The sequence below is a fragment of the Chitinasiproducens palmae genome (assembly GCF_900095735.1).
Classification (GTDB): Bacteria; Pseudomonadota; Gammaproteobacteria; order Burkholderiales; family Burkholderiaceae; genus Chitinasiproducens; species Chitinasiproducens palmae.
Genome location: NZ_FNLO01000013.1, coordinates 122,965 through 138,848, shown reverse-complemented (window position 1 = coordinate 138,848; position 15,884 = coordinate 122,965). Strand labels below are relative to the sequence as shown.

At 65.0% G+C, this 15,884-nt stretch carries 14 protein-coding genes; 7 read left to right on the top strand and 7 right to left on the bottom strand.

Annotated elements, in window-relative coordinates; translation table 11 throughout:
* Window positions 1-3: 3 nt before the first annotated feature.
* Window positions 4-1,722: a 3'-5' exonuclease gene (locus BLU54_RS19365; protein ID WP_211435384.1), complete on the bottom strand. Its 1,719-nt coding sequence runs from the start codon at window positions 1,720-1,722 to the stop codon at window positions 4-6.
* Window positions 1,723-1,928: 206 nt separating this feature from the next.
* Here BLU54_RS19365 and BLU54_RS19360 point away from each other — a divergent pair, with 206 nt between their 5' ends.
* From BLU54_RS19360 to yghX, 3 genes are all read left to right on the top strand, one after another.
* Window positions 1,929-2,420: a helix-turn-helix domain-containing protein gene (locus BLU54_RS19360; RefSeq protein WP_091912084.1), complete on the top strand. Its 492-nt coding sequence runs from the start codon at window positions 1,929-1,931 to the stop codon at window positions 2,418-2,420.
* Window positions 2,417-3,073 (top strand): nucleotidyl transferase AbiEii/AbiGii toxin family protein, encoded by a 657-nt coding sequence (locus tag BLU54_RS19355; RefSeq protein ID WP_091912080.1) that lies wholly within the window; start codon window positions 2,417-2,419, stop codon window positions 3,071-3,073. Before BLU54_RS19360 ends, BLU54_RS19355 begins: the two co-directional genes overlap by 4 nt.
* A 395-nt stretch (window positions 3,074-3,468) precedes the next feature.
* Entirely contained in the window at window positions 3,469-4,356 is an 888-nt protein-coding gene (gene yghX / locus BLU54_RS19350; RefSeq protein ID WP_091912077.1) for a YghX family hydrolase, read from the top strand.
* 226 nt (window positions 4,357-4,582) lie between these two features.
* Here yghX and BLU54_RS19345 read toward each other — a convergent pair whose 3' ends face one another.
* Window positions 4,583-5,449, bottom strand: coding sequence for a TauD/TfdA dioxygenase family protein (locus tag BLU54_RS19345; RefSeq protein WP_091912074.1), 867 nt, complete (start codon window positions 5,447-5,449; stop codon window positions 4,583-4,585).
* 285 nt (window positions 5,450-5,734) lie between these two features.
* Between BLU54_RS19345 and BLU54_RS19340 the strand changes: the two genes are divergently transcribed.
* The 4 genes from BLU54_RS19340 (at window position 5,735) to BLU54_RS19325 (ending at window position 9,417) form a co-directional block, all read left to right on the top strand.
* Complete coding sequence (locus tag BLU54_RS19340; protein WP_091912072.1) at window positions 5,735-6,547, top strand: sulfurtransferase; 813 nt, start codon at window positions 5,735-5,737, stop codon at window positions 6,545-6,547.
* An 8-nt stretch (window positions 6,548-6,555) separates the two neighbouring features.
* Entirely contained in the window at window positions 6,556-7,392 is an 837-nt protein-coding gene (locus tag BLU54_RS19335; RefSeq protein WP_091912069.1) for an ABC transporter permease, read from the top strand.
* 45 nt (window positions 7,393-7,437) lie between these two features.
* Window positions 7,438-8,238 (top strand): ABC transporter ATP-binding protein, encoded by an 801-nt coding sequence (locus BLU54_RS19330; RefSeq protein WP_211435383.1) that lies wholly within the window; start codon window positions 7,438-7,440, stop codon window positions 8,236-8,238.
* A 165-nt stretch (window positions 8,239-8,403) separates the two neighbouring features.
* Window positions 8,404-9,417 carry an ABC transporter substrate-binding protein gene (locus tag BLU54_RS19325; RefSeq protein WP_091912066.1) on the top strand — a complete coding sequence of 338 codons (1,014 nt, stop codon included), beginning with the start codon at window positions 8,404-8,406 and terminating at the stop codon, window positions 9,415-9,417.
* Window positions 9,418-9,629: 212 nt separating this feature from the next.
* Here the strand turns inward: BLU54_RS19325 and BLU54_RS19320 are convergent, their stop codons facing one another.
* The 5 genes from BLU54_RS19320 to BLU54_RS19300 form a co-directional block, all read right to left on the bottom strand.
* Window positions 9,630-11,429 carry an amidase gene (locus BLU54_RS19320; RefSeq protein ID WP_091912064.1) on the bottom strand — a complete coding sequence of 600 codons (1,800 nt, stop codon included), beginning with the start codon at window positions 11,427-11,429 and terminating at the stop codon, window positions 9,630-9,632.
* 78 nt (window positions 11,430-11,507) lie between these two features.
* Window positions 11,508-12,416: an ABC transporter permease gene (locus BLU54_RS19315; RefSeq protein WP_091912062.1), complete on the bottom strand. Its 909-nt coding sequence runs from the start codon at window positions 12,414-12,416 to the stop codon at window positions 11,508-11,510.
* Window positions 12,413-13,366 carry an ABC transporter permease gene (locus BLU54_RS19310; protein ID WP_091912199.1) on the bottom strand — a complete coding sequence of 318 codons (954 nt, stop codon included), beginning with the start codon at window positions 13,364-13,366 and terminating at the stop codon, window positions 12,413-12,415. The genes BLU54_RS19315 and BLU54_RS19310 overlap by 4 nt, the downstream gene beginning before the upstream one ends.
* Before the next feature lie 7 nt (window positions 13,367-13,373).
* On the bottom strand, window positions 13,374-14,357 hold the full coding sequence (locus BLU54_RS19305; RefSeq protein ID WP_091912060.1) for an ABC transporter ATP-binding protein: 984 nt from the start codon (window positions 14,355-14,357) through the stop codon (window positions 13,374-13,376).
* Window positions 14,354-15,532 carry an ABC transporter ATP-binding protein gene (locus BLU54_RS19300; protein WP_235838037.1) on the bottom strand — a complete coding sequence of 393 codons (1,179 nt, stop codon included), beginning with the start codon at window positions 15,530-15,532 and terminating at the stop codon, window positions 14,354-14,356. Before BLU54_RS19300 ends, BLU54_RS19305 begins: the two co-directional genes overlap by 4 nt.
* Window positions 15,533-15,884 lie beyond the last annotated feature (352 nt).

The following is a 15,884-nucleotide window of genomic DNA, read 5'->3' as shown; positions in this document are numbered from 1 at the left end:
GGCTCAGGTCGCCTCACTCTCGGTCGGCTTCGTTGGCAGGACGGGAATGACCGCGCCGGAGGTCATCAGCACGATCAGTCCGCGCTCGGCGCCGGTCATGTCGAGATAGTCCCGCACCTGCGCGTGATAGTGATCGAGCGTTCCCGGCACCGGCGTCACATCGCTTTTCCAGTCCACGACGACGGCAGGGCGGCCTTCGGCCGTGAGGGTCAGGGCATCGGCGATCCCGGCCGTTGCGGATTCTACGCCGTCGGCCGCGTGTGCGGAATAGACGGGAAATTCGGCCAGAAGACCCGGCCGTAGGGCCGCGATGTCAGGCAGAGCCAGGGATCGGATCACACAGGTCGCCAGTTCCTGTGCCGACAGCCCCGTCGCCGGGTCGGCGACTGGAGACTGGCCGAGGGCGCGGATGAGGTGGCCAGCACGTTCGGTAAGGGCGGCTTCAGCTTCTGGGATTTCGCTGGTCAGCACCTCTTCCATGAGCTTGTGGAGGATCATCCCGCGCTCGCGGCCACCTTGCACGAGGGCGGCGGCTTCCAGCTCGGGGGGCTGATCGTCGGCCGATCCCGTCCATAGCGCGGCTTCTTCTTCCCGCAGCACGGTCCCGGCGGCGTTTTCGTCACGGCTGGGCGCGAGCCAGGTCAACCGCGTCTGCGCGGCCGCGATGGCTTCGGCTTCGGCGGCGAAGCTCGCGCGCGTCTGGGTGTTGCCCGCGCCCGCGCCTGCGGCCGCGAGACCGGCAGGCAGGTGAGAGACGTCCAGGCGGGGCAGGTCGGCGAGCGACAGATCGACGAGACCGATCCAGGCCAATTTCGACGGCGTGGCGTCGAGCCGGGGCAAGACGAGGAGTTCGCGGGCGCGGGTCGCCGCGACATACCAGAGCCGGATGCGTTCGTGGTCCAGCTCCTCCTTCTCCGCCTGGCGTGCGGTTTCATAGCCCTCGGGCACGACGCCCAGGACCGGGCAATAGAAGGTCTCGGTCTGGCGGCCGATCACGGCGCTCTCGGGCGCCATGACGCCGGTCATGGTGTTGACCGGAATGTCGATCGGCCATTCCAGCCCCTTGGCCGCGTGCATGGTGAAGAGCGCGACCGCTTCCTCCTGGGCGTCGGGTCGTCCTTCAACGGTGCGGGCCTCGTCGGACCACGCCGCTGTCATCGCCTCGGCGAAGGCGCGCAAACCGCGCACGGCGTAGCCGGTCGACAGGCTGAGATAGAGATCGACATTGGCGAGCGCGCGCTCGGCCTGGCCGCGATGGCGCTGGAGGAGGAGCGGACGGACGCGCAACACGTCCACGGCCTGCGAGAGCAGCTCGTGCGGGATCGTGCTGTTGCCGCGCCGGGAGAGCGATTGCAGCCGCTCGATGACTTCGCGCGCGAGCGGGTGCGCGATGACGGCGGGTTCGATGCTGAGATCCAGACGCGGAATCCGATCCGGCTGTTCCTCCGAGCGCGGAAGCCCCCAGATGCTGTCCAGCAGATCTTCTTCGGTGAGTCCGACCAGAGGCCCGCGCAGCAGCGCGCCGAGCGCCAGCGTGTCGCGGCGGTCGGCCAGAACGCGGGTCAATGCGATCAGATCCTGCACCTCCTGGCGGCGGAACAGCCCCTTGCCGGCTTGTGTTGCCACGGGGATGCCGCGGCGTTCTGCCAATTTGGCGAAGAGGACTACGTCGATCTTCGGCTCGGCAGCGACGGCCGAACCTTGCGGTTGTTTCTCGTCCATGGAATCCCCCGTAGTACCCCGCCGTAACATGCATTACGCCTATTACCCCCTGCCACGATGTTAGCGCTAGTTGTCAGACATTTCGGCAGGTAAGGGCCAGGGCAGCATGGGAGGTAGATCGGCCGACGGATCCGGTTCTTGCAGGTCAGGGCAGGCAGGGGTAGTATGTCAAAAATATCAGACATTTTAGTTGCTTGCTATCCGCCATGAACCTCATCGATATCGGCCATTCCGTGCGGGTCCGGCGCTCTGAACTGGGCTTGTCCCAAGCGCAGTTGGCTCACCTCAGCGGCCTGTCGCGTCAGACGCTGGTCGGCCTGGAGAACGGCGCTTTGAGCGATCTCGGTGTCAACCGGGTAGGGCAGGTCATGGCGGTGTTGGGCCTGGACAGTCCGAAGCCGGATACCCAGGCGCGGCGCAAGAAGCGCGGCCTGTGGATGGCGGCTAAGACCGCCAGTGTCAGCTATGCGCAAGAACTGGCGCCCGAGACGCTGGAGAAGGCCTTGGTGAGCGGTGTAGTGCCTGCTTCATTTGCTCCGCACCTGACGCATTTGCTGGATGAGGCGCCCGTGCCTGTCGTCGTGATGGCCGTGGAGGAGGCTGCCTCGCATGCACACCAGCCGCCAAAGCAAATCTGGCGCAATGTGGCGAAGTTGGCTGGATCGTTGTCCGTGCATCGTCGCACGCTGTGGGCATGAAGCCCGAAACACTGCCCAGCGGTCCTTGGGAGAAGTTGTTCCCGCGGGCGCTGGCGCTGATTGATGAGATCAGTCGGTATGGCGGCATCGCGGATCCGTTCTGGACGCTGGGCGGCGGAACGGTGCTGATGTTCCGTTACCGTCATCGGCTGAGCAAAGACATCGACATCATCGTGCCTGACCTGCAGTATCTCGGTTTTGTCTCGCCGCGATTGAGCGACACAGCCGCGGATTTGACGCAGAACTACACTGAACAACCGGGTGCCTTCGTCAGACTCCAGTTCGAGGAGGGTGAGGTCGATTTCGTCGCCTCTCCCAATCTTCTGGACGACGCTTGGGATACCTGGGATATCGGCGGTCGCGCAGTGAAAGTGGAGAAGGCCGCCGAAATTATCGCCAAGAAGATGTACCACCGCGGAGATCGGGTCACGGCACGGGATCTTTTCGACCTTCCTCTCGTAATTGAGAGCGAGCCGCAGCAGCTTCTGGCGGCAACGCCATTTCTCCTCCGGCACCGGGAAGCGTTCCTCTCCCAGATCCGGTCGCCGCATGTCAGTTTGCACGCCGCGTTCGACGCCATTGCAAAGCTGGAGTACACGCCCAGTTTCGATCATTGCGTAACTGTGGTCGAGGACTTTCTGGGCGAGCTGTAGTCGGTCGTATGTGGTCGGTCCCAGGCAAACGAGAGCGCGCTAAAATGCACTCCGATTGACAATAAGCCCGAAAGAATCGACGCCTCGCAAAAGACCTCCATCACCCGCGCCAGCGTTAAGCGCGTGATTTTGACGGTAGATGGCGACGGTATGGTTTGTGTCGATCAGAAAAATCCCTTTAATCACATTGGCTTACGAGGCCCGTTGATGACAGAGTGGGGGCCGGCACCTCCGGCGAAAAGAAGGCCCAAATCTCCGTAGGCTGCGATGGGCAGGCGTGACGCGGCGCGTGGCGATCGAGTTGCAAACGTGCGGACCGGGCAGAATGTGATTGGGATGCTGGCCGTGCTCGGACCGCGCTTCCCGTCCGCACTGGATCCGACCAGGAGAAAAGCATGAGCCGATTGACGGCGAAGGACTTCGACCCGCGCCTGCTTGAACTTTACGACTACTATGTGCACGGCAGGATAGGGAGGCGCGACTTCATCGAACGCGCCGCGGCGTTCGCGGCTGCCGGCACCAGCGCCAGTGCGCTTCTAGCGTCACTGATGCCGAATTACGCGATGGCGCAGCAAGTCGCGTTCACCGACCCGGACATTGCTGCCGAATACATCACCTATCCCTCGCCCCAAGGGCACGGCCAGGTGCGGGCTTATCGGGTCCGGCCAGCGAAGGTCAGCGGGCCGACGCCCAGTGTGGTCGTGGTGCACGAGAACCGCGGACTCAACCCGTATATCGAGGATGTCGCACGACGGTTGGCGAAGGCCGGCTTCGTCGCGCTCGCGCCCGACGGGCTGAGTTCGGTCGGTGGCTATCCGGGCAACGACGACAAAGGACGCGAGCTGCAGACGCAAGTCGATCCGCAAAAGTTGCTGCACGATTTCTTCGCGGCGGTCGATTACCTGATGGCGAGCAAGGCGACGACCAGCAAGGTTGGCATTACCGGCTTCTGCTATGGCGGCGGGGTTGCCAACGCGGCCGCCGTGGCCTATCCCGAGCTGAGCGCGGCGGTGCCGTTCTATGGCAGGCAGCCGCGCGCCGACGAGGTGTCCCGCATCCGCGCGCCGCTCCTGCTGCATTACGCGGCATTGGACACCCCGATCACGTCCGGCTGGCCCGCCTACGAGGCCGCGTTGAAGGCGTCGGGCAAGACTTACGAGGCGCATATCTATCCCGGCGTGAATCATGGCTTCCACAACGATTCGACGCCGCGCTACGACGAGGCCGCGGCGAAACTCGCGTGGGACCGCACGCTCGTCTGGTTCCGGCGCTATCTCGCCTGACGCGTCGCATGCCTGCCCGAGGCCGACGCTCACGGCCCGGGCTGCGTGACAGCGGCATGCCAGCCACGGACGTTGCCCGGGCCGTGCTGCCGCCGCGGCGCTGTCAACGCACGGGGCACAGCGTTGCTCGTCCGCGTCGCATCCTCGGTGAAGGCCTGGCCACGGCGCGACCGACGATCGCTGCGGCGAAGCTCAGGCCCTAGGCGTAGTGATCTGCGGACCGGATTCAACGGCGCACGCAGCCTCGGTAGAACACGCGGCGCTGGCCCGCAAAATCGCCAATGCCCCGATGCTGTACGACGCGGTTGTCCCACAGCACCGCCGCGCCCGGCTGCCACGTGAAGCGTGCTTCGACTTCGGGTTCCTTGATCGCTTCGAACAGAATGCCGAGCAGATGCTGGCTCGTGGTTCGGGAGACGTTCTTGATGTAGGTGGTGTACGACTCGTTGACGAACAGCTGCTTGCGGCCGGTTTCGGGATGCACGCGGACCAGTGGCGTTTCGATCGGTGCGTTGATCGCGCGTTGTCGTCCCGCCTCGGCCGGGTCGTCGAAACGGTCGGCGATGTGGCCGGTGGCGTCCCAATAATGCACGGCGGTGAGCGTCTCGATGTAGGCAGCGAAATGTGGATCCAGCCGCTCGTAGGCCAGCACCGCATTGCTGAACAGCGTGTCGCCGCCGAAGCTTGGCACCTCCTGGCCGTACAACGCCGTCAGGCTGGGCGGATCGGCGCGGAATGCCTGGTCGATGTGCCAGAGGAAGTTGCGCGCCTGCCGCTTGCTGCTCGAATCGACGATATTGACGTTTGCGTTATCCGCCGCCGTCGGCGTCTTCGGCCCCGCGTACAACGACACCTCGCCGAATTCGGCGAGCAGTGACGTGAAGCTTTGCGGGCCGAGCACGCCGGGCTCGAACACCAGCGCGCCGTAGTCGAGCAGAGCCCGCACCAGCGCGTCGCGCGCTCCCGAGCTCAGGCGGCCACTGTCGAGTTGCAACCCGGTCACCACTGCGCCAAGTGCCGGTTTCCACGGCTGGATGACAGGCAATCTCACCGAGGAGTCGGCGGGCGCTTCGACGTCGAGAAGTGATGACATGGCTTTCTTCCGGGGACGACAGATTCCGTCGCGGCCGGCGCTGCCCGCTTGACAGCGGGCAGCGATGAATGCCGGATCGCGAAGAAAGTCATTCTAGTGCGACCAGTGAACCACGCTAAGTGCGCGATCTTCACATCGTTATCGCGCTGCTGTCGAAAAGCAAATCACGCCGCAGCCGCTAAGCAGCGCACTTTTGCGCCTTTGGCATCGAATTGGCGCGCGCGTAAGCTCGTGCATTAAGTTGTCCCGCGACCTGAGGCGGGACTGCCAAACGCCCGATACATCATGTCAGTTGGCCTGCTTGTCGATGGCGACTGGGTCAAAGCCCACCGCCACGATCCCGATGTCGTTCTCCTCGACGTGCGTTCGCTGTCCGACTACTGGTCCGGACACCTGCCGGAGGCACGACCGTTCGACCCGATGACGCTGTCGCATTACGACACCTCGGCCTCCGGCCTTGCGACCCTCGCTGGGCAATACAGTTACATTTTCTCGCTGCTCGGCATCGATGGCAGCGAACGCGTCGTGGTCTACGAGAACCGCTCGGACGCGCGCGCGGCTCGCGCGGCCTGGTTGCTCGAATACCTCGGTCACCAGGCGGTTTCCATCCTTGATGGCGGCCTGGGCAGCGTGCGCGATCCCGCGTTGACTACCGAGGTGCCGCGCTATGCACCCAAGCAATTCGTCGCCCGCCAACGCGACGCGCTCGTGGCGAGTGCCGACGAGGTGCGCGCGCGTTTGGCCGAACCGGGCGTGCATTTCGTCGATACGCGACGCGCTGCGGAATACTATGGCGAGGAAAAGCGTGCCAAGCGCATCGGCGCGATACCGGGCGCGGTGCACCGCGACTACACGGACAACATCGACCGCCACGGCCGCTTCAAGCCTGCTTCGGATTTGCGCGCCGCCTACGAGGCGTTCGGGTTCAAGACCGGCGACGACGTGATCGCCTACTGCGGCGGCGGCGCGCGTGCCGCTCACACCTATTACGCGCTGAGGCTCGCCGGCTTCGCCGCGCCGCGCAACTACACCGGTTCATGGGGCGAGTGGGGCAACCGCGACGACCTGCCGGTCGAGCAGCCGGCGCGTTTGCGTTGAGGCCAGCCATGTCGACACGCGAAATCAACACGCTCAACCCTTCAATCGACGCTGCCGCTGCGACGGTGACTCGGCGGCGCAGCAGCGCGTCCTACGACGTGAAGGTCTTGATCGGACGCATCGTGTTCGCGCTTGCGGCGATCGGATTATGGGAGATCGCCGCGCGCTGGATACTCGATCCTTTCTGGATCGGGCAGCCGTCCACCGTGGCCGTACGCCTGCTCGAAATGGCCGAGTCTGGCGATCTGTGGTGGCACGCCGTGCCCACCGTCGGTCAGGCCGCCGCCGGCTTGGTGCTGAGCCTGGTGGTGGGCATTCCGATCGGGCTGCTGTTCGCGTCCAACCGTTACATCGAGCGGGTGCTCGAACCGTTTTTCCTCGGCCTTTACAGCATTCCGCGCATCGCGCTCGCGCCGCTTTTCATCCTGTGGTTCGGCATCGGTCCCTGGTCGAAGGTCGTGATGGCCTTCTCGATGGTGGTTTTCGTCGTCATCTTGAATACCTATGAGGGCATGCGTGCGATCGACCGCGAGTTGATCGACATGATGCGTGCGATGCGAGCGTCGCGCGGCTACATTCTGCGCAAGGTAGTCCTGCCCGGAATCGTGCCCTGGCTGTTCGCCTCGATACGTGTCGGTGTCGGTCTCGCGCTGATCGGCTCCGTCGTTGGCGAACTGCTTGGCTCGAACAGGGGGCTGGGCTGGTACGTCGAACGCTCCGCCGGTCGGATCGACATCGTCGGCGTCTTCACGGGCCTGGTGCTGCTGATGGTTCTCGGCATGCTACTCAATCAATGCGTGAAGCTGATCGAGCACCGGCTGCTGCGCAACCGTTATGGTGCCTGAGTGAACGAGTTCCTAGCGGCGACCGATCGTCCGACGGAGATGAAGATGGCAAGCAACGCGCTGCCGCGTGCGCCCGAGATCGAAATGCGGGGCGTCACGATGCATTACGGCGGCAGTGCGGCCGCATTGAGCCGGATCGACCTCGATGTGCGCGAGGGCGAGTTCCTGTCGATCGTAGGGCCCAGCGGATGTGGCAAGTCGACATTGCTGCGCTTGATCTCGGGACTGCAACGGCCCAGCGGCGGCAGCGTGCGCGTGCGTGGCGAGGTGGTCAGTGGAACGCCTCCGGAACTTGGCTTCATGTTCCAGCGCGACGCGCTTTTGCCGTGGGCCACGGTGCGCGAGAACATCGAAGTGGGCCTGGAATGCGGCGGCTACGCCAAGGCTGGCCGTGGCGAACGCCTCGACGAACTGCTCGCGATAACTGGACTGCGCGAATTCGGCGACGCGTTCCCCCATGCGCTTTCCGGTGGCATGCGGCAGCGCGTGGCGCTGGCCCGCATCCTGGCCTACGAGCCCGGCATTTTCCTGATGGACGAACCATTCGGCGCGCTCGACGCGCAAACCAAGGTTCTGATGGGCCAGGAGCTACTGGACATCTGGGGGCGTCACCGCAAGGCTGTCGTGTTCGTAACCCACGACATCGAGGAAGCCGTCAGCCTGTCGGACCGGGTAATCGTGATGACGGGCCGTCCGGGCCGCATCCGGTCAAATTACGAGATCGAACTGGCGAGGCCGCGAGACGCGCGCAAAATTCGCAGCGACGCGCGGTTTCGCGACTACGTTCACGCGATCTGGAACGACATCGTCAGCGAGGTCGGCGGCCCGGCCAGCCGTGCGCACTGACGGCCGTACCCTTGGCCAGCCGTGGTCGCCGATCTCTGCCAGGACGACGCGGGGCGGGGGGCAGCCGGTGGAACCTGGAAAACGGCGCGTCGCCGAGCCAGGCGACTCAGTTTATCGGGATGCGCGCGATAAGCCATCACCGCGCCCGCTCATCGAAGGAGATGCATGAAACACGCAACACGCACGGCTGCTGCCAGTACCGCCTTCCAACAACTGCGGCATTGGCTGAGCGGGCTGTCATTGCTGATTGCAGTGGCGATCGGTCTGACCCCCGCGGCCCACGCCGAGACGACGAAGATACGCATCGGTCTGATCGGGACCAATGAGTCGCAAATCCCCATTCTGCTCGCCATCGACAAGGGCTATTTCAAAACTGAAAACCTGGACGTCGAGCCGGTGCACTTCGCCGGGGGGGGCATCGCGGTACAGGCGTTCGTCGGCGGTTCGATCGAGTTGGCCTCGTTCGCCACCGACCACGTGCTGCGGCTGGACAACCGCGGCGGCGATGCGCGCTTCCTGATCGGCATCGACCGCTTCATCACGCACATCCTGGTCGTGCCCGCGGGCAAGGGCTACAAAAGCTTCGCCGATTTGAAGGGAAAGAAGATCGGTGTGACCGCGCCCGGCAGCTACTCGGATAACGTGTTGCGTTGGGAACTGGCCAAACGCGGCATCAATCCGGACCGGGACGTCACGATCATCGGTATCGGCGACGATAACGCTGCCACGGCAGGGCTTCAGTCCGGTCAGATCGACGCGTTGATCACCACGACTTCGAGTCTGATCCAGTATGGCATCGAGCAGCCGGGCAAGCTGCAGGTACTGTACGACTGGCGTTCCATCCCACATTCGGGACAGGCCGTGATCGGTCGGCAACGTTGGATCGACAGTCATCCGGAGGCAGCGCGCGGCGTCGCGCGTGCGGTGCTCAAGGCCGAGCAGACCATCCAGACGGATCCCGAGGCGGTGAAGAAGATCATTCGGCAGCAGTTTCCAGGGCGTAGCGAGGCATTCGTCGATCAATACGCGGCTGCCGCGAAGAACCTGCTGTCGAGGGACGGGCGGATTTCGCACGACGGTTTCTTGAAAATGACCGAAATCTTGCGTGGCGTCGAGCCGGGCTTGAAACCGATCGACCAAGCCAAGGTCGACCTGACCGACAAGCTGCTGGGTCGCTGAGTTGCAGGCTGCGTCCGTGCCATGCAACGTGAAAACGCTTCATGTCGGGATTAAAAGGCTGCACCCGCCGCGCTTGCCGCCAGTGGTAATCCGCGGGCCATCACGCAGTCAACGGATCAAGCGATGTCAGCGCCGCGCGGCACGCGCGTGCTCGCGACTCACGTGGGCAGTGTGCCGCGCCCGGCCGAACTGAGCGACCGATGAAGCGCGTCTCACGGCATCAGCGGCGTGAGCGGCGGCGCACTCGGCGATGTCGGCGCCGATGCGGCGAGGTGCGGCCAGCCAAGCGCGGGCGCCAGCGCGGCTGCCATCGCGAACAGGCGCGCCTCGCCGTAAGGGCGACCGATCAACTGCACGCCGATCGGCATGCCGTGGCTGTCCAGTCCGATCGGCATGTTCAGAACCGGGACACCGAGATAATTGAAGGCACGGGTCAGCCGCGTGAGCGCCGCGACCACGCCGAATACCTTGTCACGCGCTTCCATGTCGGCCGCCTCGCGCGTGGGGGTCGTCACTGGCGTAGTCGGACACACAAGCACGTCGCAATCGCCCATCGTCTCCTCGACGAATTCCCGCAGCAGCCGTGCCCTTACCGACAGCGCTTCGAGATAGCGCGCGGCTGGCACATGCAGTCCGATCTCGGTACGCGAGAATACCGCTTGCGAATACCGGTCGGCTTGCACGCTCATCCATTCGCGGTGCAAGGTCGCGCCCTCGACCTTTGCGAGCACGTCGCCCATCGCGTAGCACGTCTCCTGGGTGGCGAACGGTATGTCGCGCCGCAACGCATAGTGTTGCGCGACCTGCCGCAGGAACACGTCGAAGGCGGTCTGGACTTCCGCGTCGAGCCCGCCCACGGGCAGCAATGCGCCGACCCGTGCGCTGCGCGTGGACGGCGCACACAGCAGCGCCGCATAGTCAGGCACCGGCATCGCGCTTGAGCTGGGGTCAGCGGGATCGTGACCGGCGACCTCGCTGAGCAGCAGCGCACAGTCGCCTGCCGTGCGTGCCAGTGGTCCGATCGTATCGAGGGAAAATGCGCGGGGGAAGCTGCCAGCGCGGGACACCAAGCCATAGGTCGGCTTGATGCCGTACAGGCCATTCAGGGCGGCGGGCAGGCGGGTGGAACCGCCGGTGTCCGAGCCGAGGGCGCCATAGATGATGCCGGCTGCGACTGCGACGCCCGAGCCGCTGGACGAGCCACCCGAAATTCGGTTCGGATCCCATGCGTTTGCGCAGTCGCCAAAGCCGGGATTTTGTCCGGTCGGTCCGCAGACGAATTCGCTGAGGCTGAGCGTTCCGATGCTGACCGCGCCGGCCGCATCGAGTCTGTCCAGAACGTGTGCGGTGCGTTCGCCCGGCAGCGGCGCGCGCGTGACGCGCGCGCCCACGGTCATCGTTTGTCCTTCGCGGAAGAAGCAATCCTTGTGCGCGAGCGGGATGCCGTGCAGCGGACCGCGCCAGTGCCCGGCGCGAGCTTCGGCATCGCAGCGTTGTGCCTGCGCAAGTGCGTCTTCCGCACGGATCTCGACAAAGGCGTTCAGACGCGACGCACTGTGCCGCGCCAGCGCGAGCGCATGACGTGTCAGCGCGACCGAAGTGGTTTCGCCCCGGCGCAAGGCCGCGGCCGCGCTGGCGAGGCTATTGAACGGAAAGCGGTTGGCGCTTGGCGAGAAGCTGGCCGCGTCGTACTCGCCGTGCCAGCCGAAGCCGTGACGGCGATCGTCGGTGCGCTCGTCGAAGCGCAGCGCGTGTACCGGATCAGCGACCGCGCGCAGCGTTGCCGGGAAATCGGCCGGTTGCGCTCGATAATCGAGGTGAGCCCTGGCGCCATCGCGCACCTGCGCATTCAAGCGCAGCATCTCGCTGGCAACGGTGCCGGGGTCGGTCCGCGGCGTCACGCCATGCATCGCGATGGCCGTTGCTGCAACGCTCAGACGCAGGGTCTCGGCAGGTCGTTGCATGGCGTGCTCGCGGCTGACTTCGGTGGCCATGATGTCGGCTTCACGCATTTCGATGGTCCTCGTGCAATGCGCCGCCGGGCACGGCCGTGGTGTTGCGGGTCGGCAGGTTCGCGGGGCCGGCGACGCTCATCGTTTCAATTCCATCGCGGAGCGCAGTCCTTCGCTTAGCAGGTTGAAGCACACGCTGGTCACGAAGATGCACAGTCCGGGAAGCAATGCGATCATCGGCTGCAGGTAGACCGCCGTGCGCAGGGTGTTGAGCATCAGGCCCCACTCGGCGTCCGGCGGGCGCGATCCAAGGCCCAGGAAGGACAGACCGGACGCGAGGACCATCGATACGCTGACCAGACTCGTGCTGTACGTGAAGATGGTGCCGAGCACGTTGGGCAGGATCTGATGCCAGATATTCGCCCAGGCGGACGCACCGTTCGCGCGGGCCGACTCCACATAGTCGAGATTGCGCACCGCGGTGGTGGCGGTTTCCGCCACCCGGATGATCTGCGGCACGAACACCAGGCAGAGCGACAGGATGGCGTTGCCGATGCCCGGACCGAGCGCCCCGCTGATCGCTACCGCGAGCAGCACCGACGGGAACGCATAGAACACGTCCGTCGTGCGCATGATTACCATGTTCAGCCAGCCGCCCGCGAAGCCGGCCACGATGCCGAGGGCGCCGCCGACCACCATCGCAATCAGCACCGGCGTGATGCCGAGCAACCACGAGAGGCGACCGCCGTACAGCAGGCGGGTCAGCATGTCACGGCCGAGTTCGTCGGTACCGAGCAAATGCCCTGGCGTGCCGATCGGGCGTAGGCGCTGCAGCATGCTGCCTTGATAGGGATCGCCGGGTGCCAGCCAGGGTGCAGACAGGATGGCGAGCAGCATCAGCGCCAGCACCGCCGCACAGCACAACGTCAACCGGTCGCGCAGCAGGCGCCGACGGATGCCGAGCCAGAAACCTTCGCCCTGCACCAGCGAATCGTCAGCGGCGAGGGCGGCGGCGCGCCCGGTAACTACCGTGTCCGGTACATTCATGTGCGGCGTATCCGAGGATCGAGCAGGGTCTGGCATACGTCCACCAGCAGATTGAGGATCACGAAGACCAGCGCCAGCACCAGAATCGTGCCTTGCAGCATCGGCAGGTCACGTTGGAAGATCGCCTGGTTGAGCAGGTAGCCCGTTCCCGGCCACGCGAAGACGGTCTCGACCAGGATCGAGCCACCGATCAGGTAACCGAGTTGCAGGCCCATCACGGCGAGCACCGACGGCGCGGCGTTCTTCAGCATGTGGAAGGCGATGCGGCGGCCCTGCAGGCCTTTGGCGTGCAGGGTGACGACGAACTCCTGGTTCATCACCTCGATGAACGCGCCATGCACGGTACGCATTACGATGCCCATTGGGATGATGCTCAGCGTCAGCGCCGGCAGGACCAGGAAGCGCATGTGCGCCGCGTCCCACTGCCAGACGTTCGAATCGCTGCTGCCGGCGCCCATCGCCGGCAGCAGCTGCAGCTTTACGCTGAAGACCACCACCAGCAACATGCCGAGCCAATAGTGCGGAATCGAGACGCCTGCCGCGGCCACCGTGCTCAAGCACTTGTCCAGCATTGAGCCGCGAAACCAGGCCGCCAACAAGCCGAGAATCGTGCCGCCGACGAAACCGAGCAAGGCCGCGATCAACGACAGGCGCACCGTTGCGCCCATCGCGGCGAAGAGTTCGTTTGCGACCGGACGTCCAGTGGCAATGGATGTTCCCAGATCGCCGTGGCAGACCTTCACCAGCCACAGGCCGAATTGCACCGCCAGTGGGCGGTCCAAGCCGTACTGCGCGCGAATCTGCGCGATGATGGCCTCCGGTGTGTCGGGCGACACGATCGCGTTGATCGGGTCGCCTGGCGCGATATGCACGAGCATGAAGCAAACGAAGCCGACCGCCACCACGATGGGCACGGCATACAGCAGACGACGTATCAGATAACGAAGCATGCGGACCTCACCTTGCGCGTGGCGCTCGTTCATCGATGCGAATGCAGCGCGCGTCGTGCGTGGCACCGCGCGCGAAAGCCGGTACCTCCAACGAACACGCGGGGACGACGCGGCTACAGCGCGGCGAGAAGGCGCAGCCCGGTGGCGGGCGCTCCGGCCGCGGCGGCGCGCCGGGTATCGTCTCGAGGCGCGCGCCGGCGCTGCCGGGTAGCACGGTTGCCGCCATCAGACCCTGGGTATAGGGGTGCAACGGTTCATCCATGATGTCGTCGACCAGCCCGCGTTCGACCATCCGGCCCGCGTACATCACCATGACGCGATCGGCGATCTCCGCGGCTACCTCGAGGTCGTGCGTGACGAAGATCACGCCCATGCCCATCTCGGCCTGCAGCTCGCGCAGCAGTGTGAGAATCTGGATCTGCACGCTGGCATCGAGCGCCGTGGTGGGTTCGTCGGCGAGCAGCAGCTTGGGGCGGCATGACAATGCCATCGCGATCATCATCCGTTGTCGCAAGCCGCCGGAGAGTTCGTGCGGATAGGCCTGCATCCGGCGGCGCGCGGAAGGCACTTGCACACGTTCGATCAAGGACAGCGCGCGTGCCCGCGCCGTCTTCCAATTCACGCCTTCGTGGCGCACGATGGTCTCCGCGATCTGGTCTCCCACGGTGAAGACGGGATCAAGTGCCGTCATCGGTTCCTGGAAGATCATCGACACCGTCCCGCCGCGCATCGCGCGCAAGGCTCTGCCGCCGTCGGCAAGCGCATCGCGCCCGGCCACCTGCAGGGTGCCGGACAGGCGCGTTGTCGCGGCGGGATTCAGACCCATCAACGCGCGCAGCATGACGCTCTTGCCCGAACCGGATTCGCCGAGCAGGCACAGTGTTTCGCCGGCTTGCAGATCGACGTCGACGCCGCGGACCACATCGACCGTGCGTTCAGGCGATACGAAGCTCACGCGCAGGTCGCGCGCGTACACCAACGCGGGGTTCATTGCGTCACCTCGTCGACCGCGTGGACCGTCGTCGGCGCCACGGCGGCTGCCGGCTTCGGCGGCGGAGCGGCGCTGTGGCCGCTTTGCGGCAATTGGCGCAGGCACGCAGCGAGATGCGCGGGCATATCGGTCCGCAATGACGCGCGGCCCGGCGCGGCAGACGCAGCGGACGGCGCGCCGAGTCGGGCGACATCGACTGCGGTGACCGGCGTCAACGGCGGCACCGTCACCGCGCAGACGTCTTCGGCATGGGCACACCGCGTCCGAAACACACAGCCCGATGGGGGATTGATCGGATTCGGGGGATCGCCGCGCAACGGCGCCGTGCCGGTTGGCACCTGCGTGTGCGCCATCGCTGCGACATGCGCGTCCCCGCTCTGACTTCGCCTGCGCCGGGCAGTTGGCCGGCTGGCGAGCAATGCGGCGGTGTACGGATGAGCCGGATCGTCGAAGACATCCCGCGCATCACCGATTTCGGCCGGCTTGCCGAGATACATCACCAGGATGCGGTCTGCGATGTACTGGACGACATTCAGATCGTGGCTGATGAACATATACGTCAGCCCGAACTGCGACTTCAGGTCGACCAGCAGATTGAGCACCTGAGCCTCGACCGATTTGTCGAGCGCCGAAACCGGCTCGTCGAGAATCACGAGCCGGGGCTTGAGCGCCAGCGCGCGCGCAATGTTGATACGTTGCCGCTGGCCGCCCGACAGCTGATGCGGAAAACGTCGCGCGAACTGGGCGGGATGCAGTCCCACCGCATCGAGAAGGTCATGCGCGCGGGCCGTGGCGGTACGCCGGTCGATGCCGTGCACGCGCAGCGGGAAAGCAATCGAGTCCTCGATGCTCGCACGTGGATTGAGCGAGGCGTAGCTATCCTGGAAGACCATTTGCACCTGGCGCCGGTAGGCCTTGAGCGGCAGCGCGCGCGAGCCGACCAGCTCGCCATCGAAGATGATTTCGCCGGCTGTCGGTCGTTGCAGGGCCATCATCAATCGCGACGTGGTGGACTTGCCGCAGCCTGACTCGCCGACCACGCCGAGCGTCTCGCCCTTGAGAATTTCGAAGCTCAGCGCATCGACCGCGCGCACCGCGTCGGGTGCGCGACCAAGGGCGGCGTCGAGCCAGCTTGTGCGCTTGAGCGGGAAATATTTGGCGAGGTTGCGCACCATCAGCAGCGGTTGCGCGGGCCCCCCGACGTCGACGTTCGGCGCGAGTTCGGGCACCACGGTTTGTGGGCGCAAGGGAGTCGCTGCCAACCGTTGCGGGGCGATCACCTTCGGCTGTGTCTGATGTCCGTTCACGACCAAGTTCTCCATCCGAGCGCTCGCGCAAGTAGTACGGTCACATTGGAACCGCAAAAATAATGCATCGCAACAAGCCAATAAAATGCCGATCTCCGCGTGAACCGTAACGGGAAGTGATTGAATAATTTGTCCGTGCATATTTTTTTCTGTGCATAGAATGACGACGATTCCAACCGTCTCGCGCGCGTCGCCCTGTCGTTCTTCCCGGTCCTCTTCC